A 20612-nucleotide genomic window follows, 5' to 3' on the forward strand; every position below is an offset into this window, starting at 1 on the left:
AACAAACAACGATAAAAATAAGGTTATTCTTTCTATGCTGACACTGCTTCATTTACTCTCATCAGTCGCGCTTCTTGTCTGGGGAACACATATTGTTCGTACAGGTATTATGCGTGTCTTTGGTTCTGATTTACGCCGAATTTTAGGTAAAAGTATTAATAAGAAATCCAACGCCTTCCTTGCGGGGGTGGGGGTAACGGCATTAGTCCAAAGCAGTAATGCGACGGCACTTTTGGTTATCTCTTTTGTGACGCAAGGACTGATTTCGATTACACCAGCACTGGTTATTATGTTAGGTGCAGATGTGGGTACTGCACTTATGGCGCGAGTGCTAACCTTTGATCTCTCTTGGTTATCACCATTGCTTATTCTTGTCGGGGTGATCACTTTTCTAAGTCGTAAAAAAGAGCGAGTTGGGCAATTAGGGCGCGTAGGAATTGGCCTTGGTTTAATTATTTTAGCCTTACAACTGATAGTCACCTCTGCCGAGCCAATTACCCATGCCAGTGCGGTACAAGCTATCTTTACTTCATTAAGTGGCGATACTGTTTTAGCGCTTCTCGTGGGTGCTTTATTTGCGATGGTAAGTTACTCGAGCCTTGCCGCCGTATTATTAACCGCGACACTGAGTACAACTGGGTTAATGCCTTTATATATCAGCTTATGCATTGTGATTGGTTCGAATATTGGTAGTGGTTTGCTGGCGTTAATGAGTAGTCGAGGTCAAAGTGTTGTTTCACGCCAAGTAGTATTAGGAAGTCTATTTTTTAAATTGATTGGTGCGCTATTGGTTTTACCTTGGATAACCATCATTGCAAATAAAATTCAGCAATATGGATTTTCACCGGCTGAAGTCGTTATCTATTTTCATGTTATTTATAATCTTGTTCGCTGTATTTTGATGATCCCTTTTGTCGGCATAATGGCGAAATTATGTCAGCGACTTATTCCTGAATTACCGGTTACTGAATCTGAAATGGCTCCGCGATATTTAGATCAATCCGCGATTGATACACCGTCGTTGGCAATTGCCAATGCGGTTAGAGAATCATTACGATTAGGTGATGTTATAGAACAAATGCTGCAACGTTTTATTGCATTAATGGAAGGCGATCGCCAGCAAAAAAGGGACATTAGCCAGTTAGAAGAAGAGGTGGAATTACTCCACAGCAGCATTAAATTGTATATGGCACAAATTCAACAGCATGATCTAGGGACTGAAGATTCTCGACGCTGGGCTGAAATTATTGATACAGCGATGAATTTACAACAATCATCCGCTATCATTGCGCGTATGTCGGCTGAAGTGGTGAGTAAAGGTTTAAATCATCACTTATTTTTATCGGAGGAAGGACGTCGTGAATTACAGACACTCCTTGAGCGTCTGCAAAGTAATCTGAATCTGGCGATGTCGGTATTTGTTTCCGGCAACATGGAACATGCTCGTAAATTACGTCGAGCAAAACATCGTTTCCGTTTACTCAACCAGCGTTACTCGTTTGCTCATGTAGAACGTCTTCATTTGCATAATATGCAAAGTATTGAAACCAGTTCTCTGCATACCAGTTTGCTCGGTGATATGAAACGGTTGAATTCCTTATTCTGTGCAGTAGCTTACCATGCATTAGAACGAAGTGAATCATCATCAGAACAGGTTAATCTTTAATAATGAAAAACAATATTCGTCAATTAACAAGAAATGAAATTCCACAAGTGTGGGAAATTGATAGAACCGAGCTTATTGAAAAGTTATATGTATTAAAAGAAGGGACGTTGCATTTATCAGAACAACGCTTTGATATGAAAGGCTGGCCAGAAGGTGAAGCAGAGCATTACACTCCGGTTTTACTCGAAAGTTTTGACCGAGGAGCGCCTTTCTGGGGCGTTTTTAAACAAGGTCAATTGGTTGCAGCTGCGAGTGTTGATCCACAAAAACGCGGTCAAAATGGCACTTTACTTCAACTCTCTTTTTTACATGTTAGCTACCAGCAACGTGGGCAAGGTTTAGCACGAATATTATTTGATTATTGTGTGGAATATGCGAAGAAAAAAGGGGCTGGTGGATTATATATCTCATCAACACCTTCTGAAAATAGCGTGAATTTTTATCAGCATTTAGGGTGTCGTTTAATTGATATTGCTGATCCTGAGCTTTATGAAAGAGAGCCTGAAGATATTCATTTAGTCTTTCATTTTATCAAGCCAAATAACGCTTAATTTTGTTTATTGACTACGAAACAACATAATAAAATTAAACGTCTTATCATGAAAATGATAAGGCGTTTTTTTGTTTATGACACTAATGAATAGACATAACCCTTTAAAAAATAAGGATATAAAGTAAGTTTTTTTCTTTATATAAGTTGATTTAGTATAGGTGTTATATATAATAATGAAAATCATTATCATTAATGGTGGGTTATTATGGCTAAACCAACACGTATATCTCCAGTGACATCTTGGACATCTCGCATTAGTTTATGGGAAATGTTGGCTGTTTCTTCCTTGCTAACAGTTATTACGCATTCTATTGCAGGAACATCTGCTTTTACGCTGGTTTTAGTGGTTTCAATGTTGTTATCCACCTTGATGCTGTTTCATAAAAAATTACAGATGTGGGTAATGATCCCCGCAGGTGTTGTATTAACCTACAGTTTGATGACGCTTTTAGTCGCATATCATGGATAGAGAAGAGATATTCAGTGTGTAATCGAATGGGGGTTATCACAAGGAGAAAAAAGGTTATTGAGTGGTGCGAAGAGGGGGACTTGAACCCCCACGTCCGTAAGAACACTAACACCTGAAGCTAGCGCGTCTACCAATTCCGCCATCCTCGCAGTCTTACTCAATTAATTTTACTCTGGGCATTGTCTGTTTGGTGCGAAAGGGGGGACTTGAACCCCCACGTCCGTAAGGACACTAACACCTGAAGCTAGCGCGTCTACCAATTCCGCCACTCTCGCATTCAGACAGGAAGCGAATTTTATGCCTTTTATTTTTGGCGTCAATTATTTTTTATCAATAAATTATCTTGGTGATGAAAAATAAAACACCTTGAATTATCACTTAAAATCAGCCCCAAAAATAAAGCCCTGTTTTAGATAACAGGGCTTGTGATTAGTCTTTTTTGGTTGCTTGGTAAACTTTGAATTTACCTGTTGATGCAAGCACTTCATGAGAGCCAAATACATGATCCAATATATCTGGATAAGGGATAAACGAATTCGCCACAATTCGTAATTTACCGCCTCTTTTCAAATAATTTGGTGCAAGACGAATGATATCTTCAGCTGCTTCATAGCTTGTGCCTAAACCATCATGGAAAGGCGGGTTTGAGATTATCCAATCATAAGTTTCTTCAATTGCTGAATAGACATTACTTGCAATCACTCGACCTTCTAATTCATTCACGTTTAAGGTGGCGATACTAGAAGAAATTGCTGCGGCATTCACATCACACAGTGTCAGTTTTAACATTGGGTTTTTCTTACCGAGTACAGTGGCGAGGACACCACAGCCACATGCCATATCCAGTAAGTCGCCAACCATTGCATCATCAAAAGTTGAAAGTAATAAGCGGCTACCCTCATCTAATGCATTTTGGCTAAAGACGCCCGGTAATGCCATTACAGTAAGATCGTCATGGCGATAAGTTTGCCACCAGTTATTACGGTCAAACAGTGTTTGATATGTTTGAGTACCAAAAAATAAGCTGCAACGGCGTGCTGAATCTATTTTTTTTAGTTTAGCGATACCGTTCATTAATTCAGTGGCACTTTTAACACCGCTACGGTTTTCACCAACGATAAAGATTTCAGTACCCACTTGTAAGTTAGAGCAAAGGCTACGCAGTTGGAAAGTGGCTTCGTTTTTATTTTTAGGCCAAAAATAGATCAAGGTATTGCAATATTTCACAAAGGACTGATCTGCAACTAAACCGAAGAGTGCGTTATCACCCATTGATTTTAGTAATGGTAGCCACTGGTGATATTGGTTGGTATATGCTCTGACACTTTTCGCCTGAATTTGCGCCGCGAAAGTATCTTGAAGATCACCTGCAATAAGTACATGCCTGTCTGCGAAATGATCTAGGTGACGAAGAATAACTTCGCTAGCAGGGGACAGTGAGGACATTATGATTATTACTCCTTAAAAAACATGAGACGCATGATATCAGATATAAAGAAACCGACGCTATTTATTGGCGTAGTTTATGCCCTCTGATACTATGTACCGTTGTTCTACACTTGATAGGTAAGCATAATGAGCCGTAAAGACAGAATGTTATCCCAACTTGGAATTCGTCAGTGGGTACTTCGTAAGCCTGCTGTGTTAAAAGGCGAGCATTCTGTTCAATTTCCGGATACAACACGTTTACTTATCATTACTGATGATACCGTTGATCTAAATAACGGGCTTTTCTCTGATATTTTTAGCGCCATGGGGATAGATAAAGACGAAATCTATTGTATTACAACAGATGATGTGAGCATGCTCACAGAATCATTTGATCTTCCCTGCTGGTTATTAGGCACTGATCTCATACTTCCCTCTGAATATACTTCTCTGAGAAGCCCTTCATTACATCAGTTATATTTTGATGCTGATGCAAAACGCGATCTTTGGAAACAAATCTATCAATATGAAGACCATTTCACTCTTAAACCCTGCTGATTTACCTTTAGCATGGCAAATTGAAAAATTAAGTCATTCATTCCCTTGGAGTGAAGAAACATTTTATAGTAACCAAGGAAGTCATTATTTTAATCTGAAAATTTGCATTGATAATATTATTGTAGGTTTCGCAATTACGCAATTAATATTAGATGAGGCAACACTTTTTAATATTGCAATCCATCCTGATTATCAGGGGAAAGGTTACGGCAAAGCTCTTTTATTAGAACTGATTGAAACACTTGAGAAAAAAAATATCACTACCTTGTGGTTAGAGGTGCGAGAATCTAATGAAAAAGCGTTCAATCTCTATGAATCTATTGGATTTAATTTCGTTTCAAAACGCAAAAACTATTACCCAACAAAGACGGGAAATGAAGATGCGATTATCATGGCTTATCCTATTTCTTTCTAATTAAATCTTTATTTAAGTTAAATTTAAAACGCCTTCTATTAGGCGTTTTTTTTATTTTATTTGAAGTATGAAAATTTTATTTTTTATTAATTGTATTTAAAATTTATCTTTATTTTTACTTAATGTAAATTTATCAAGTTAATTTCACTTTTGTCATTGTTTAATTTTAAAACGTTAGGTGATTATAACAGTGTTAAAAAGGTGAATAGTATTTGAAATAAGTAAATTGAGTATTTATTTTTGTTTTAAATAAAGTGATTAGTCTCTAAATATAGACAAAATTAAATCTAAATAAAGGTGTATTGATATAGGATCTTATATTCAATCCCGATTTTAACCGAAAATAAATAGGCTAATTCAGGGCTTTATTAGTAGCTCATAAAGTTAGTTTGTAAAATTTTTAGCAAAATAGGTATTTTGAGAGTATCAATGAAAACAGCGTTGCCCTATAAAGCAATGGGCACGATTAATTTTTGCAAACACTAGGCATCACTCCCTCAAGCAGATAAAATAGTAACCATTGATTGTTTATACAGACAAGATAGGCGAAAATAAGCGCCAATTAAGATTAACTTACGGGTTGAATGTCTTTTATAGTCACTTTAATTATTACTTATCGCAATATATCAGTGCCTTACATTCTCTCGTCTATCAACCAGAAGATCACCATTGATGTCTAATCCTATTTTTCAGCAAGAAGTTGCTCGTCGTAGAACTTTTGCCATTATTTCCCACCCCGATGCGGGTAAAACAACCATCACTGAAAAAGTGTTGTTATTCGGACAAGCAATTCAACGTGCAGGAACCGTAAAAGGCCGTGGTTCAAATCAGCATGCAAAATCTGACTGGATGGAAATGGAAAAACAACGTGGTATTTCTATTACAACCTCAGTCATGCAGTTCCCTTATGCAGATTGCTTAGTTAACTTATTAGATACCCCAGGGCACGAAGACTTCTCTGAAGATACTTATCGTACTTTAACCGCAGTTGACTGCTGTTTAATGGTAATTGACTCCTCTAAAGGGGTTGAAGATCGTACTCGTAAGTTAATGGAAGTAACTCGTTTACGTGATACTCCAATTCTGACTTTTATGAATAAACTCGACCGTGATATTCGTGATCCAATGGAAGTCATGGACGAAGTTGAAACAGAATTGAAAATTGCATGTAGCCCTGTGACTTGGCCTATTGGTTGCGGAAAACTCTTTAAAGGGGTTTATCACATTCTTAAAGATGAAACCTATCTTTATCAAACAGGTCAAGGTCATACTATTCAAGATTCTCGCGTCATTAAAGGGTTAGATAACCCAGAGCTTGATGAAGCTATTGGTAATGATTTAGCAAGCCAATTACGTGATGAATTAGAGTTGGTATTAGGTGCATCTCATGAATTTGATCATGAAGCATTCTTAGCTGGCGAATTAACGCCTGTATTCTTTGGTACTGCATTAGGTAACTTTGGTGTTAACCATATGCTTGATGGCCTTGTAAAATGGGCACCAGCACCAATGCCTCGTCAAACTGATATGCGTGAAGTTACCGCTTCTGAAGAGACGTTCACAGGTTTCGTCTTTAAGATCCAAGCCAATATGGACCCTAAACACCGTGACCGTGTTGCATTCCTGCGTGTTGTGTCAGGTATGTATGATAAAGGCATGAAGTTACACCAAGTTCGAATCAAAAAAGATGTGGTGATTTCTGATGCATTAACCTTTATGGCAGGCGATCGTTCTCACGTAGAACATGCTTATCCAGGGGATATCATTGGTCTTCATAACCACGGTACAATCCAAATTGGTGATACCTTTACTCAAGGTGAAATCCTGAAATTTACCGGTATTCCAAACTTTGCGCCTGAGTTATTCCGCCGTATTCGTTTACGTGATCCGTTAAAACAGAAGCAGTTACTTAAAGGATTGGTACAGTTATCAGAAGAAGGTGCTGTACAGGTCTTTAGACCACTGGCAAATAACGATTTAATCGTAGGTGCAGTGGGTGTGCTTCAGTTTGATGTAGTTGTTGCAAGACTTAAGAGTGAATATAACGTTGAAGCGATTTATGAATCCGTGAACGTTTCAACAGCTCGCTGGGTTGAATGTAACAACGAGAAAAAACTCGAAGAGTTTAAACGTAAAAATGAACAAAACTTGGCACTTGATGGCGGCGATAACTTAACTTATATCGCACCAACGATGGTTAACTTGAATTTAACGCGTGAGCGTTATCCTGATGTTGAGTTTCATCAGACGCGTGAACACTAATACTCGTCATACTTCAAGGTGTAGCGTTGTTGGCGGCGTTCATTCGTTACTCGTCATACTTCAAGGTGTAGCGTTGTTGACGGCGTTCATTCGCACTAGTCACATACTTGTGTATGCTCCTAGCGACTCATTTAATTGTCGCCTAGCTACACCCTGAATTATTTAGAGTATGTAATCTAATGAAAAGGCTATATATTTTAATATAGCCTTTTTTGTGTTTTTACTTTTTTAAGTGTTTGTAGCCAATAAATCTCAGTAGTAAACTCGTTTTTCTTTGTTAAATGTCCTCTGCATATCCCTAATATCCTGCCAAAAAGCCCTTCTTAATTTGGAATTACACTCTTTTTTTTCTGCTAACATTATGCTCGTTTTTATACTTATTTATAAATATATGTAAAATTTATTATAGTTTTATTTGTTATTATTAGAATAAAATTATTAGGATTAGTCTTTATTTGCTATTTTTTGCTTTATTTAACTCAAATAGCTTATTAGTGTAATAGCTTAGATTGTTAAAATTTTGTAGTGCTTCATAAAAATATAGATATTAAAACACACATATTTCCTATCGCAGTTATTGTGATTAGGGGGAGAGCAATGAAACAATATAAAACGCTAAAATTAGCGTTAGTGATGTCAATGGGCTTAGCTGTTGTTAGTATGGGCGCATCAGCTGAAACATCGTGGTATAGCGAAATCAATAACAGTGGAAATAACACGGGTTATTATTTAAGTGATACTTCCATCTCGAATAAAATTAAAGATACGCTATTACCAATGCAAGATATTGATAGTGAGAATATTTCTGTTCGCACTGAGTTTGGGCATGTTTTTCTTTCAGGTTTTGTTGATAGTAAAGCCCAAGAAGAAAAGATCTTACAACTTATTGAAAAAATTGAAGGCGTTAAAAGCGTAGACTCAGATGTAAATATCAAATCATAAACATAATTTTCTTTTGTATTCGTCATATTCCAAGAAGATATTGTCTAATTTATTTGTATGAATACGTAAAAATAATGACGTCAAAAAAATGTGCGGGTATCCTTTGATAAGTTGTATAAAGGAGACATTATGGGGAAGTATATACCTGTCACATTAAATAATATTACGGCACTCGAATTTCAATCCTCACTACCACAAGGCAAAGTCGCTTTAGTTTGTGAAGGCGGAGGCCAACGCGGGATCTTTACTGCGGGTGTCCTTGATGAATTTATGCGATCACAATTTGATCCCTTTGATATTCTACTTGGGGTGTCTGCGGGTGCACAAAATTTATCTGCTTTTGCCTGTGGTCAGCGTGGATATGCACGTAAAATTATTAATCGTTATACAACCAATAATCAATTCTTCAATCCTATTCGCTTTGTCCGTGGCGGCAATTTACTCGATCTTGATTGGTATATAGATACGACAGCCAAAGAAATGCCTCTTGATATGCCAACAGCGCTACGCCGTTTTGATACGGGTCGTGAGTTTTATATGGTGGCAAGTCGTTCTGATAATTTTCAGGCAAATTATTTTCAACCTGATGAACCGACTTGGCTTGAGATAATCAAAGCGTCCAGTGCGATTCCTGCTTTTTATCGTAATGGTGTCTTATTTCATGATGTTGTTTATCATGATGGTGGGATCAGCGATGCTATTCCTGTAAGAGAAGCTTATCGACGTGGTTGTCGTACTATTGTCGTTGTTCGTACTGTTCCTTCTGAATACCAATACACAACAGAGTGGGTTGAGCGTATGGGAAAATGGTTTGAAAATAGCCGTTTACAGCGCTTTATGGAGATGGCTCAAGTACATATCGAAACCTATACCGAAACAATTAAATTTATCCAATCTCCCCCAGAAGATGTTGTGGTTATTGAAATTTATCCACCAACGACATTGCAATCTAGTGCATTAGGAAGTCGTTTAAGTGCATTAAATCATGATTATCATGTAGGTAGACGTTGTGGCCGCTATTTTCTGGCGACAATTGGTCAGCATTTTTCTAAGAAAAAATTCAAACAGCACGATAAAAAAGTCTTTAGCTTATTTGAACAAGAAGCGAAGGCGGATAAAGCAGAGAATGCTTCTATTATTCAACAAGGAACTCGAAGCGTACATCCTGATGTGAGGCAAATTCAGAATGAATAAATTTATTGATACTCACTGCCATTTTGATTTCCCAGTTTTTTATGATGATATTGCCAATAGCTTGTCATTAGCGCATCAAGCTCATGTTGAAAAAATAATTATTCCTGCCGTTGCCCGTTGGAATTTTGATGTTGTTGCTGAGCTTGCTAATAATCATCATCAATTATATTGTGCATTGGGGTTACACCCTTTATATATTGAAGAGCACACTGAACAACATCTATTGGAATTAGAACAAAAATTAAAAACAGCTTCTCGTTGTGTCGCCATTGGAGAGATTGGGCTTGATGACTATATGGAAAATCCTCAGCCAGAGAAGCAAGAGGCATTTTTAATTGCACAGCTTAAGTTAGCGATTAAATTTGATTTGCCCGTGATCCTACATTCACGTAAAACCCACGATAAACTAAGTGCGCTTTTACGCCGTTATGATGTGCCTCGCAAAGGGGTTATTCATGGTTTTGCAGGAAGTCTGCAACAGGCAGAAAAGTTTATTCAGCAAGGCTATTTTATTGGTGTTGGTGGAACCATTACTTATGAGCGAGCACAAAAAACTCGCCGGGCAATTGCCTCGTTACCGCTAGAATATCTGTTATTAGAAACAGATGCACCTGATATGCCTGTGAGTGGTTTTCAAGGTGAACCTAATCGTCCAGAACGTATTCAGAACGTTTTTTCCCAACTCTGTGAGCTACGTCAAGGATCACCAGAGGTGATCGCAGAGCAACTCTATCTCAATAGCCTACAATTATTTGGGCTCAACAATATTACCTAGCGCTTGAATGAAAATGCGGTTTATCTAAAGGTTAAAAACGCCCTTTATTTTAATCTTATTAATATGAATAGGGCGTTTGTTTATTCCCTCGATTTAAGATTGAAAATACGTTTTGTTAATCCCAAGCGTATTTTTTCTAATTAGCCTATTCAACAAATGCGTTTTCTTTCTTGTTTATGTGATCAACTTCTCATTTGTGACTTTTGTGTTACTTTTTTCAGACTCTATTTGTGATGGATATTGAGGGTTCTTTTCTTAGACTAGGTATAATTATCCGGCAAAAAGAGTCAATAAGCTCTGGCAAGAGCATTATTGATAATCCATTAAATTTTTATGTGAACAGGGATCCTTCAATGCAACTCATTATGAGCTTGGTCGGAATGGTAACATTAATATTGATAGCCATTCTGTTTTCCAGCAATCGACGTGCAATTAGACTACGTACAGTTGGTGGCGCATTCCTTATTCAGATTGGCTTAGGTGCCTTCGTTCTTTATTCCGACGGTGGTCGCGAGGTGCTTCTTGCGGTTTCTGATGGCGTTAAGAATGTTATTGATTACGGCAATAATGGGATGAGCTTCCTATTCGCAGGCCTAGTATCAGATAAAATGTTCGAGTTGTTTGGTGGTGGCGGCTTCGTATTCGCCCTACGCGTACTACCTGTTATCGTATTCTTCTCTTCATTAATTGCAGTGCTGTATTACCTTGGCATTATGCAAATAGTTATTAAAATTCTGGGTGGTGGCTTACAAAAAGTACTTGGCACATCACGAACAGAATCTATGTCTGCAACTGCAAATATTTTCGTTGGACAAACCGAAGCACCACTTGTTGTTCGCCCTTATATTGCAAGAATGACAACCTCAGAACTCTTTGCGGTTATGTGTGGTGGTTTAGCTTCTGTTGCGGGTTCAGTGCTCGCTGGATACGCGAGTATGGGCGTACCGTTGGAGTATCTGATCACAGCATCCTTTATGGCAGCTCCAGGTGGTTTACTCTTTGCTAAATTGCTGATCCCTGAAACAGAAACACCAGATGATCAAAAAGATGCGCTGGATAAAATGGCGGAAGACGAAAAACCTGCCAATATTATCGATGCCGCTGCTGCGGGTGCCTCTTCAGGTTTACAACTTGCGCTTAATGTCGGTGCTATGTTACTTGCTTTCGTTGCATTGATTGCATTAGTTAATGGTATCCTTGGTGGTATTGGTGGCTGGTTTGGTTATGAGAATTTCTCATTAGAACTAGTGCTAGGTTGGGTATTTGCACCAATTGCTTTCCTGATTGGTGTACCTTGGAGTGAAGCAACCATTGCAGGCTCATTTATTGGACAAAAAATTGTTATCAATGAGTTCTATGCTTACTCTGAATTTAGTAAATACTTAAAAGAAGATGCATTAGTTGCAGGTTCTGGATTAGTGGTGTTATCTGCTCAAACGAAGGTTATTATCTCCTTTGCATTATGTGGTTTTGCTAACCTCTCTTCTGTTGCTGTACTACTAGGTGGTTTAGGTGGAATGGCACCAAACCGTCGTAAAGATGTAGCTCGTTTAGGTATGAAAGCTGTGCTGGCTGGTACGCTCTCTAACTTAATGAGTGCAACAATTGCAGGATTCTTCTTTGCATTAACGGCAATGGCTGTTGTTGCTGCTTAATTGATTTTTATTGTGAAGAGCAGATGGGGTTTGCCTATCTGCTCTTTTATGTTTGTTTTCTGCTGTAATGTTAACTACTTTTATTGTGTGAGATATTTCGCAATTTGTATTGAATAGGGTCAATAGCAATATCATTTCATATTGATCACGCTTTTTTTGCGTTATAAAGACGACTTAAAGGCGCTATTCGAGTAACATTAAACCAGAAAATGACCTAATTGTGATGTTTGTCACACTTTTATGTCATTGTTTGCAAGTTGCATTTGATTAGTGTGACGCAAAGCACATCTAATTGTTCCTTAGCGTGTTCAAATAAGATGTGCTGAAACTTCATGGAATGGCGAAGGCTCAATGACGGGTCGCCGAAGTGAGCATAGCGCGGTGAGAGGGAGCTCAGCTGTCGTTGTAGCGCAAGTTACAACAACATCTTCAAGGAACCAAGTCCGCTCGCCAACAAATTTAATCGCTAACCTTAAGCGTATGCCCAAAAGGGCTTGAGAAACATCGTTGGAGAGTTTTATGACAGATTTAACCGCTGCAGCGCGCCTTGCGCTGTCTTTGATGGATTTAACTACATTAAATGATGACGACACTGATGCAAAAGTGACTGCATTATGTCATCAGGCTAAAAGCCCAGAAGGCAATACAGCCGCTATTTGTATCTACCCACGTTTTATTCCGTTAGCACGTAAAGTGTTACGCGAACAGGGTACTCCAGACGTCCGTATCGCAACCGTAACTAACTTCCCTCATGGTAATGATGATTTAGATATCGCATTAGCAGAAACCAACGCGGCATTAGCTTATGGCGCAGATGAGGTTGACGTAGTTTTCCCTTACCGTGCATTTATGGCTGGTAACGAACAAATCGGTTTTGATATCGTTAAAGCATGTAAAGAAGCTTGTGCAGAAGCAGGTTCTTTACTGAAAGTAATTATTGAAACGGGTGAGCTGAAAGATCCAGCACTTATCCGTAAAGCATCTGAAATTTCAATCAAAGCAGGTGCTGACTTTATTAAAACTTCCACAGGTAAAGTACCTGTAAATGCAACACTGGAAAGCGCTGAGTTAATGATCCAAGTGATCCACGATATGGGTGTTGGCAAAGAAGTTGGTTTCAAACCAGCTGGTGGTGTACGTACCGCTGAAGAAGCCGCACAATACCTTGCATTAGCTAACCGCATTATGGGTGACAACTGGGTTGATGCCCGTCACTTCCGCTTTGGCGCGTCAAGCCTGTTAGGTAATTTATTAGCCACTTTAGGTCATGGCGAACAAAAATCGTCTAGTGGTTACTAATCCATTCGTGAAATACGCCCACTTTTCATTATTGTGGGCGTTATCAATGCTATAAAACCAGGAGGTTGCAGTGTTTCTTGCCCAAGAGATTATTCGTAAAAAGCGTGATGGTCATCCTTTAACTGAGGAAGAAATTCGTTTTTTCATTAATGGCGTCAGAGATAATACTGTTTCTGAAGGTCAAATTGCTGCATTAGCAATGACTATTTATTTCCACGACATGACAATGCCAGAGCGTGTTGCTTTGACATTAGCTATGCGTGATTCCGGTACAGTACTGAACTGGAAAAGCCTAAATTTAAATGGCCCAATCGTTGATAAACACTCAACAGGTGGTGTAGGCGATGTAACTTCACTGATGTTAGGGCCAATGGTTGCGGCTTGTGGTGGTTATGTTCCTATGATCTCTGGTCGTGGATTAGGCCACACAGGTGGAACATTAGATAAGCTTGAAGCAATTCCAGGCTTTGATATTTTCCCTGATGATGAGAAATTCCGCGACATTATTCGTAATGTCGGCGTTGCTATTATCGGGCAGACTAATTCATTAGCACCTGCTGACAAACGCTTTTATGCTACCCGTGATATTACTGCTACAGTTGATTCAATCCCACTTATCACTGCCTCTATTTTAGGTAAAAAATTAGCTGAAGGCTTAGATGCATTAGTGATGGACGTTAAAGTGGGCTCGGGTGCCTTTATGCCGACTTATCAGAAATCTGAAGAGCTGGCTGAGTCAATTGTCCAAGTAGCAAATGGCGCAGGCTGTCAAACCACTGCACTGTTAACTGATATGAACGAAGTATTAGCTTCTAGCGCAGGTAATGCGGTTGAAGTTCGTGAAGCTGTTCAGTTCTTAACAGGCGAATATCGTAATCCACGTCTATTTGAAGTCACTATGGCGCTGTGTGTTGAAATGTTAGTATCAGGCCGTTTAGCGGATGATCGTCAACAAGCTCGTCAAAAACTGCAAGATGTGTTGGATAACGGTAAAGCGGCAGAAGTCTTTGGTCGTATGGTTGCAGCACAGAAAGGCCCATCTGATTTTGTTGAAAACTACAATAAATACCTGCCAACTGCGGTATTAAGTAAACCTGTATTCGCTGAGAAAGCAGGATTTATCACTGAAATGGATACGCGTGCATTAGGTATGTCAGTTGTGACATTAGGTGGTGGTCGTCGTAAAGCAACTGATGCTATTGATTACAGTGTTGGCTTAAGCGACATCGTAGCGCTTGGTGCTGAAATCAATACAGATATACCTTTAGCGATGATCCACGCTAACAGTGAAAAATCATGGCAAGAAGCTGCGGCAGAAGTCCGTAAAGCGATGGTAATTGGTGACAGCAAACGCGAAGCTTCACCAATGGTGTACCGCCAAATCAGCGAATAAGAACTCAATTACGATTTATAAGTGACATATCCGTGGTCTACGGAGAATGACACAGGAGAGAGAATTATGAAACGTGTACATATCATGGTATTAGATTCCTTCGGTATCGGTGCTGCCGGTGATGCGGAGAAATTCGGTGACCAAGGTTCAGACACTTTAGGGCATATCGCACAAGCGTTTGCTGACGGTAAAGCAGATAGAGATGGTCGTAAAGGTCCTCTTCATTTACCTAATCTTTGCCGTTTAGGTTTAGGTAAAGCTGCGGAAGAATCAACAGGTAAATTCCCTATTGGTTTAGATAAAGACGCAGATATTATCGGAGCTTATGGCTACGCGAGTGAAATCTCTTCTGGTAAAGATACTCCGTCAGGCCACTGGGAAATCGCAGGTGTTCCTGTTCTGTTTGATTGGGGATATTTCAAAGAACTGAAAAATTCATTCCCACAAGAGCTGTTAGAAAACATCGTTAAACGTGCAAAATTACCAGGTTACTTAGGTAACTGCCATGCATCTGGTACAGTGATTTTGGATGAACTGGGCGAAGAGCATATGAAAACCGGTAAGCCGATTTTCTATACCTCTGCTGACTCTGTATTCCAAATCGCATGTCATGAAGAAACTTACGGTTTAGATGAATTATATGAGCTGTGTGAAATTGCTCGTGATGAACTAAACAAAGGCGATTACAACATTGGTCGTGTTATTGCGCGTCCATTTATCGGTGACAAACCGGGTAACTTCGCTCGTACAGGTAACCGTCATGATTTAGCGGTTGAGCCACCAGCACCAACTATGTTGAAAAAACTGGTTGATGAAAAACAAGGTCACGTTGTTTCTATCGGTAAAATTGCTGACATCTATGCAAACGTAGGTATCACTAAAAAAGTGAAAGCAACGGGTATTAATGCTCTGTTTGATGCGACACTTGAAGAAATGAAACTCGCGGGCGACAACACTATTGTATTCACCAACTTTGTTGACTTTGACTCATCTTACGGCCACCGTCGTGATGCAGTAGGTTACGGTGAAGCACTTGAGTTATTCGACCGTCGTTTACCAGAATTAATGGAACTGGTAAAAGAAGATGATATTCTTATCTTAACAGCAGACCACGGTTGTGACCCAACTTGGCCGGGTTCTGATCATACTCGTGAGCACATTCCTGTTCTTGTTTATGGTCCAAAAGTTAAACCAGGTTCATTAGGTCATCGTGAAACCTTCGCTGATATCGGCCAAACTGTTGTTAAATACTTCGGTGTGTCTCCTGTCGATTACGGTAAAGCAATGTTTTAATTTTACTTCGGTAGGCATAGCAATATGCCTGCCGAATTATATTTGAATAGTAAAAAGATCAATTAAAAGGAAGAATTATGGCTACCCCTCATATTAACGCAGAAATGGGCGATTTTGCTGATGTCGTTTTAATGCCGGGCGACCCGCTTCGTGCTAAATACATCGCTGAAACTTTTTTACAAGACGTGCGTCAGGTAAACAATGTTCGTGGTATGTTAGGTTTTACAGGTACGTATAAAGGCCGTAAAGTTTCTGTAATGGGCCACGGTATGGGTATTCCTTCCTGCTCAATTTACGCAAAAGAATTAATTACAGATTTCGGCGTGAAAGTTATCATCCGTGTTGGTTCATGTGGTGCAGTATTACCAGATGTTGAACTGCGTGATGTTGTTATCGGTATGGGCGCATGTACTGACTCTAAAGTTAACCGTCTGCGTTTCAAAGACCAAGACTTTGCCGCTATCGCTGATTACCAATTAGTTCAAAATGCTGTTGATGCAGCCAAAGCGAAAGATATTAAAGTTCGCGTTGGTAATATCTTCTCTGCTGATCTGTTCTACTCTCCAGATCCAGAAATGTTTGATGTAATGGAAAAATACGGCATCCTAGGTGTTGAAATGGAAGCAGCAGGTATCTACGGTGTTGCAGCTGAATACGGCGCAAAAGCACTGACTATCTGTACTGTATCTGACCACATCAAAAAAGGTACACAGACCACGGCAGAAGAGCGTCAAACTACCTTTAATGAAATGATTGAAATTGCATTAGAATCTGTTCTGTTATTAGAAGACTAATCAATACATTTCGTTGCTTAAAAATAATAAAAACCCAATTTTTAAATTGGGTTTTTTTATGTCTATTTACTCAATAAAATAAACGAAAAACTTTAATAAGATATTTAAAATCAATGTGTTAGTTGTTGTTTTTTTAGCTTGTTACTATCTATTTTCTTGACTATCAATAGTGTATTTTGTAGCCTATATAACATAGGTAATGAGATTGAAGATCTCTATTCCTACATTTTTATAGCAAAGTAGGAGGGTAATATGAACTTTGATATGTGCATAGCCCAAAATTGTGCATCTTTTTTTAACCCGATAACAAAAGTATTTGTTGTGGTTGATTCATTTAATAATTATGAGTTTGATGTACGTACAGGAACTTTATCTCATACGGAATTTGTAGGTACGATTACCGCAACAAGTGATGAAGAATTGAATAAAAAACTCGCTGAGATTACGGCTGCCTATATATGATAACAGAGCAAGAAATAAATCAGTTAGTTGCAAATATTAATGAAATTCTTCAAGAAGATAGAGCTAAATTAAAAATATCATTCCATTTTGCAGCCGAACGACTTAATGATAATCGTAATAACCCGCCAATTACTTTAAATGAACTTAGAACTATATTTATAAAATTTATTAAACATCATTTACAGAAAATATTAGAAAAAGAAGAAGGGTTTTCTTTTACGATAAAATGTAAAAACTCAGGTATTGCAATACCTTGCGCTATTGAACATGAGTTTGATATTGGTTCAAAATGGGTAATACAGCAAGTCATCACTATTATGCGAAAATGGGATTTTAACGCTTATCACGGCGATGCCCTTTTTGAAATTTAGATAACTCAACGCCTTAAAATCATTATTTAATTTATTCTCTTTAATATAGCTATTAGTTATAGGGGAGCGCTTAATATATTAATTATTAGAGCGTCAATTTAAATAATAAAAACCCAATTTTTAAATTGGGTTTTTTTATGTCTAATTAATAAAGCTAGAAACTATGGAGCATAAATATACGTTTCTAAGTAAGGGTCCATTTTGATGGAATAATCTTTGATATTATCCAGACTTGGTGTTAATGGCTCTTTACACTCTTTCTTACTGATAATGTTATTGTCTTTATAAACAATAATACCGTTAAAATTCCAGCCTCTTCCTTCTCCGTCATAAACGACGTAGCTATAGTTTCCATTCTTAAAACGAACATAGGTCGATGCCCCTGCAACAAACATCTGATGTCCATAAAAGACATTATTATTGGGTTGCTGAGGGACTGGTAGCGTGATCTCTGTTTTAGCAAGTGTGCCATAACGATAAACAGGAGGCTTTCCATGTTCAACGAACACACTGACATACTTACCATTTTCAAGTTGGCAGGTAAATTCTTCAGCATGGACACTTGCGGATAATAATACGAATACAGCAGCAACAGCGATATGTGCTTTCATATTGTGTTCTCCGTTAATTACCTACTCTATTACCTTAAGTATCGGCAAAGAACACAAAATATGTAGAGTAAATATTCTGATTATTTAGTTAGGTTACTAATTTTCATTTTAACCAATATTTATAGTATTGCCAGAACAATCAACTGTGATAATTTCTTTATTTATATTTTCATTAAACACTATCTATTAACTTAGCCTTATCCGATATTTTGTACCTAATAATGGTTAAAATTAAAATTAATTTGCTAATTATGAAAAATATTATAGTGTTTTCGTTTGATTTTGTTCGTTGTAATTAAATTAAATGTAATTTTTGCTGTACCAATTGTGGAAATAACAGATTAATTCAATTAATTAAATTAAGAATTCAGTAATATCAGTCGGTTAGCATGTGATTATTATATTTTGATTATATTTCAAATAGTTAATATTATTGCAGGTGATTATTTTTGTTTATAGCCTTATTTTCACTGTGATGTCAGTCACATAAGCATATAAATGAAATAATAACATCTGTAAATTTAACTTTCCGAAGATTTCTATTGTATTGATATTAAATAAAATATTTTGTTTTATGTGGTCGCCAACAGAACCCATGTGATCGCATGAAGCACTAACTAATTTAATTAGAAAATGTATAGTATTGCTATGCAATCAATTTAAATTTTTGTCGGTTTCTATTTGGAGAATATAGTGAAAAATCAAGATTTATTAGGTCTATCTTCTGCTAACATTCTGAATGCGGAATTTGAGAAGAAATACCACGACGTTATTGCTCACTTTTTCAGCCGAGATCCGAAGTATTGGCCGATATTTCAGGATAAAACAATCCAATCGATTACACAGTTTAGAAAAACAACAACTAACGATAATGACCAATTACAACGTTACTCAAATGGGCAACAGCTATTCGATCGTTTAATGGCGGATACGCAAATCCAACAAAATATTAATTACCCAGAAAACGATCCTAATGAATTACTGATGTTAGTTTCGACACTGTGTAAAAACTGGGAAAACCCATTAGCTGTTGAAAACGTTATTGCAATGCCAAGTGATCCGGGTGTTTATGGTTCAATCTTGGGGTTAATGGGCAACCCTAACATGGTGTATTGTGAATATTCAGGTGTCGCTGATGCGTTAGAAAAAGTGACGATTAAAAAAGTCGCTAAATTGGTTGGTTACGATCCTGAAGTTGCATCTGGTGTGTTCACTCAAGGTGGCACCATGTGTAATTTATATGGTTATCTATTTGGTTTACGCAAATCTATGCCTAATTCTAAACACTTAGGTATGGCAGCAGATCAAGATTATCGCATCATTAACTCTCAAGGTGGTCACTACTCAAACATGACTAACCTTGCGCTGTTAGGTGTTGATGTTGATAACAAAACCATCCGTATTAAAGTGTCTGAAGATAACACCATTAATTTAGAGCACTTAGAGCGTGAATTAAGAGCGTGCTTTACCGTTAAGTGTAAAGTGCCAACGATCATGTTAACTACCGGAACAACAGATACCTTTGGTGTGGATGATGTGAAAGGTGTTTGTGAGTTACGTGACCGTTTATGTGAAGAGTTCGAGATCCCTGTTAAGCCTCACGTACACGTTGATGCCGCTGTTGGTTGGCCGATCATTTTCTTCTTAGAATATGACTTTAGCAGTAACCCGCTGGCGATTAATGATGTCACTTTAGAAGGTTTACGTCAGAACGTAGAGAAATTCAAACATCTGAAATATGCCGATTCTATCACTATCGACTTCCATAAGTGGGGCTACGTTCCTTACACCTCAAGTTTAGTGCTGGTGAAAAACGGAAATGACTTCGTTGCACTTGAAAACGATCCTGAAAACTTCACCTATTTTGAGCATGAGTTAGAAGGGCAGACTCACTTACAATCTACTATTGAATGTACACGTAGTGGTGTGGGTATTTTTGGTGCTTACTCTGCAATGCATTATATGGGAATTGAGGGTTATCAAACCATTATTGCTCACTGCCTGCAAAATGCGAACTATATGCGCCATCAACTATTAGAGATGGGTAACGCAAAAGTTATCGTTCCTCAAAACCAAGGTCCAAGTGTTGGTTTTAAACTGTATGATCCTAATTTAGTCAAAGATCCTAACGTTGCGTTTGATTTAGAACTGACATGTTCTACTGACAAAGAAGCTTATGACTTTATGGTTCATAATACACAATGGCATAGAAAACTTTTCTTACAGCGTGGTAGAGAAGGGTTATTTACTAACTGGGTGGATTCTATTGCCTGCTCTAAATATGCGAAAAATAACCGTTATGTTTATCTTCCGGGTGAAAAAGCCGTATTTATGAACCCAAATACTGAACGTGCGCATATTGATAATTTTATGAAGATTTTAACCGACATGAGTCAAAATATGAGCTCAAAAAAGGCTGTGAAAATCTAATCAAATCATTGACTGATTAAATAAAACAAACTGTACTTTAAT

At 38.0% G+C, this 20612-nt stretch carries 19 protein-coding genes and 2 tRNA genes; 17 read left to right on the forward strand and 4 right to left on the reverse strand.

Features of this window, described 5'->3' with window-relative positions; genetic code table 11:
- Positions 1–34 precede the first annotated feature (34 nt).
- From AB4J89_RS09420 to AB4J89_RS09430, 3 genes are all read left to right on the forward strand, one after another.
- A complete protein-coding gene (locus tag AB4J89_RS09420; protein ID WP_368469024.1) occupies positions 35–1666 on the forward strand; it encodes a Na/Pi cotransporter family protein in 1632 nt (543 codons plus the stop codon).
- A gap of 2 nt (positions 1667–1668) precedes the next feature.
- On the forward strand, positions 1669–2217 hold the full coding sequence (locus AB4J89_RS09425; RefSeq protein WP_088494566.1) for a GNAT family N-acetyltransferase: 549 nt from the start codon (positions 1669–1671) through the stop codon (positions 2215–2217).
- Positions 2218–2424: 207 nt separating this feature from the next.
- The gene (locus AB4J89_RS09430; RefSeq protein WP_088494567.1) at positions 2425–2688 is read left to right on the forward strand and encodes a DUF1435 family protein; all 264 of its coding nucleotides are present in this window, start codon (positions 2425–2427) and stop codon (positions 2686–2688) included.
- Between the two features lie 62 nt (positions 2689–2750).
- Here AB4J89_RS09430 and AB4J89_RS09435 read toward each other — a convergent pair.
- From AB4J89_RS09435 to rsmC, 3 genes are all read right to left on the reverse strand, one after another.
- Positions 2751–2837, reverse strand: a tRNA-Leu gene (locus AB4J89_RS09435).
- 39 nt (positions 2838–2876) lie between these two features.
- A tRNA-Leu gene (locus AB4J89_RS09440) sits at positions 2877–2963 on the reverse strand.
- A gap of 154 nt (positions 2964–3117) precedes the next feature.
- Positions 3118–4134, reverse strand: coding sequence for a 16S rRNA (guanine(1207)-N(2))-methyltransferase RsmC (rsmC, locus tag AB4J89_RS09445; protein ID WP_088494568.1), 1017 nt, complete (start codon positions 4132–4134; stop codon positions 3118–3120).
- 129 nt (positions 4135–4263) lie between these two features.
- Between rsmC and AB4J89_RS09450 the strand changes: the two genes are divergently transcribed.
- The 13 genes from AB4J89_RS09450 (at position 4264) to AB4J89_RS09510 (ending at position 17529) form a co-directional block, all read left to right on the forward strand.
- On the forward strand, positions 4264–4674 hold the full coding sequence (locus tag AB4J89_RS09450) for a DNA polymerase III subunit psi (RefSeq protein WP_023582915.1): 411 nt from the start codon (positions 4264–4266) through the stop codon (positions 4672–4674).
- Entirely contained in the window at positions 4643–5089 is a 447-nt protein-coding gene (rimI, locus tag AB4J89_RS09455) for a ribosomal protein S18-alanine N-acetyltransferase (protein WP_023582914.1), read from the forward strand. The genes AB4J89_RS09450 and rimI overlap by 32 nt, the downstream gene beginning before the upstream one ends.
- A 672-nt stretch (positions 5090–5761) precedes the next feature.
- On the forward strand, positions 5762–7351 hold the full coding sequence (gene prfC / locus AB4J89_RS09460; protein ID WP_368469028.1) for a peptide chain release factor 3: 1590 nt from the start codon (positions 5762–5764) through the stop codon (positions 7349–7351).
- Between the two features lie 597 nt (positions 7352–7948).
- On the forward strand, positions 7949–8293 hold the full coding sequence (locus AB4J89_RS09465; RefSeq protein WP_088494570.1) for a BON domain-containing protein: 345 nt from the start codon (positions 7949–7951) through the stop codon (positions 8291–8293).
- 129 nt (positions 8294–8422) lie between these two features.
- Positions 8423–9487, forward strand: a complete 1065-nt coding sequence (locus AB4J89_RS09470) for a patatin-like phospholipase family protein (protein WP_311755282.1) — start codon at positions 8423–8425, stop codon at positions 9485–9487.
- The gene (locus AB4J89_RS09475) at positions 9480–10262 is read left to right on the forward strand and encodes a TatD family hydrolase (protein ID WP_088494572.1); all 783 of its coding nucleotides are present in this window, start codon (positions 9480–9482) and stop codon (positions 10260–10262) included. Before AB4J89_RS09470 ends, AB4J89_RS09475 begins: the two co-directional genes overlap by 8 nt.
- A 353-nt stretch (positions 10263–10615) precedes the next feature.
- Positions 10616–11917, forward strand: a complete 1302-nt coding sequence (locus AB4J89_RS09480; protein WP_088494573.1) for a NupC/NupG family nucleoside CNT transporter — start codon at positions 10616–10618, stop codon at positions 11915–11917.
- 519 nt (positions 11918–12436) lie between these two features.
- On the forward strand, positions 12437–13216 hold the full coding sequence (gene deoC, locus AB4J89_RS09485; RefSeq protein ID WP_064721106.1) for a deoxyribose-phosphate aldolase: 780 nt from the start codon (positions 12437–12439) through the stop codon (positions 13214–13216).
- Positions 13217–13286: 70 nt separating this feature from the next.
- On the forward strand, positions 13287–14609 hold the full coding sequence (gene deoA / locus AB4J89_RS09490) for a thymidine phosphorylase (RefSeq protein WP_311755283.1): 1323 nt from the start codon (positions 13287–13289) through the stop codon (positions 14607–14609).
- A 66-nt stretch (positions 14610–14675) separates the two neighbouring features.
- The gene (gene deoB, locus AB4J89_RS09495) at positions 14676–15902 is read left to right on the forward strand and encodes a phosphopentomutase (protein WP_088494575.1); all 1227 of its coding nucleotides are present in this window, start codon (positions 14676–14678) and stop codon (positions 15900–15902) included.
- A gap of 77 nt (positions 15903–15979) precedes the next feature.
- Positions 15980–16696 carry a purine-nucleoside phosphorylase gene (gene deoD / locus AB4J89_RS09500; RefSeq protein ID WP_036934279.1) on the forward strand — a complete coding sequence of 239 codons (717 nt, stop codon included), beginning with the start codon at positions 15980–15982 and terminating at the stop codon, positions 16694–16696.
- A gap of 252 nt (positions 16697–16948) precedes the next feature.
- Entirely contained in the window at positions 16949–17158 is a 210-nt protein-coding gene (locus AB4J89_RS09505) for a hypothetical protein (protein WP_109410045.1), read from the forward strand.
- Positions 17155–17529, forward strand: coding sequence for a hypothetical protein (locus AB4J89_RS09510; RefSeq protein ID WP_194951231.1), 375 nt, complete (start codon positions 17155–17157; stop codon positions 17527–17529). Before AB4J89_RS09505 ends, AB4J89_RS09510 begins: the two co-directional genes overlap by 4 nt.
- 161 nt (positions 17530–17690) lie before the next feature.
- Here the strand turns inward: AB4J89_RS09510 and AB4J89_RS09515 are convergent, their stop codons facing one another.
- A complete protein-coding gene (locus AB4J89_RS09515) occupies positions 17691–18140 on the reverse strand; it encodes a hypothetical protein (RefSeq protein ID WP_088494576.1) in 450 nt (149 codons plus the stop codon).
- Positions 18141–18833: 693 nt separating this feature from the next.
- Between AB4J89_RS09515 and AB4J89_RS09520 the strand changes: the two genes are divergently transcribed.
- Complete coding sequence (locus tag AB4J89_RS09520; RefSeq protein WP_311755284.1) at positions 18834–20570, forward strand: pyridoxal-dependent decarboxylase; 1737 nt, start codon at positions 18834–18836, stop codon at positions 20568–20570.
- The last annotated feature ends 42 nt before the right edge of the window (positions 20571–20612 follow it).

The sequence above is a fragment of the Proteus sp. STS61-E genome, from assembly GCF_040932335.1.
Taxonomy (GTDB): Bacteria; Pseudomonadota; Gammaproteobacteria; order Enterobacterales; family Enterobacteriaceae; genus Proteus; species Proteus mirabilis_B.

Bases quoted from the DNA above. Each gene is read 5' to 3' on its own strand.
- deoD (WP_036934279.1), top strand. From the start codon at position 15,980: ATGGCTACCCCTCATATTAACGCAGAAATGGGCGATTTTGCTGATGTC.
- rimI (WP_023582914.1), top strand. From the start codon at position 4,643: ATGAAGACCATTTCACTCTTAAACCCTGCTGATTTACCTTTAGCATGG.
- AB4J89_RS09465 (WP_088494570.1), top strand. From the start codon at position 7,949: ATGAAACAATATAAAACGCTAAAATTAGCGTTAGTGATGTCAATGGGC.
- AB4J89_RS09480 (WP_088494573.1), top strand. From the start codon at position 10,616: ATGCAACTCATTATGAGCTTGGTCGGAATGGTAACATTAATATTGATA.
- AB4J89_RS09420 (WP_368469024.1), top strand. From the start codon at position 35: ATGCTGACACTGCTTCATTTACTCTCATCAGTCGCGCTTCTTGTCTGG.
- AB4J89_RS09470 (WP_311755282.1), top strand. From the start codon at position 8,423: ATGGGGAAGTATATACCTGTCACATTAAATAATATTACGGCACTCGAA.
- AB4J89_RS09505 (WP_109410045.1), top strand. From the start codon at position 16,949: ATGAACTTTGATATGTGCATAGCCCAAAATTGTGCATCTTTTTTTAAC.
- deoB (WP_088494575.1), top strand. From the start codon at position 14,676: ATGAAACGTGTACATATCATGGTATTAGATTCCTTCGGTATCGGTGCT.
- deoC (WP_064721106.1), top strand. From the start codon at position 12,437: ATGACAGATTTAACCGCTGCAGCGCGCCTTGCGCTGTCTTTGATGGAT.
- AB4J89_RS09475 (WP_088494572.1), top strand. From the start codon at position 9,480: ATGAATAAATTTATTGATACTCACTGCCATTTTGATTTCCCAGTTTTT.
- AB4J89_RS09425 (WP_088494566.1), top strand. From the start codon at position 1,669: ATGAAAAACAATATTCGTCAATTAACAAGAAATGAAATTCCACAAGTG.
- rsmC (WP_088494568.1), bottom strand. From the start codon at position 4,134: ATGTCCTCACTGTCCCCTGCTAGCGAAGTTATTCTTCGTCACCTAGAT.
- AB4J89_RS09515 (WP_088494576.1), bottom strand. From the start codon at position 18,140: ATGAAAGCACATATCGCTGTTGCTGCTGTATTCGTATTATTATCCGCA.
- AB4J89_RS09510 (WP_194951231.1), top strand. From the start codon at position 17,155: ATGATAACAGAGCAAGAAATAAATCAGTTAGTTGCAAATATTAATGAA.
- AB4J89_RS09450 (WP_023582915.1), top strand. From the start codon at position 4,264: ATGAGCCGTAAAGACAGAATGTTATCCCAACTTGGAATTCGTCAGTGG.
- prfC (WP_368469028.1), top strand. From the start codon at position 5,762: ATGTCTAATCCTATTTTTCAGCAAGAAGTTGCTCGTCGTAGAACTTTT.
- AB4J89_RS09430 (WP_088494567.1), top strand. From the start codon at position 2,425: ATGGCTAAACCAACACGTATATCTCCAGTGACATCTTGGACATCTCGC.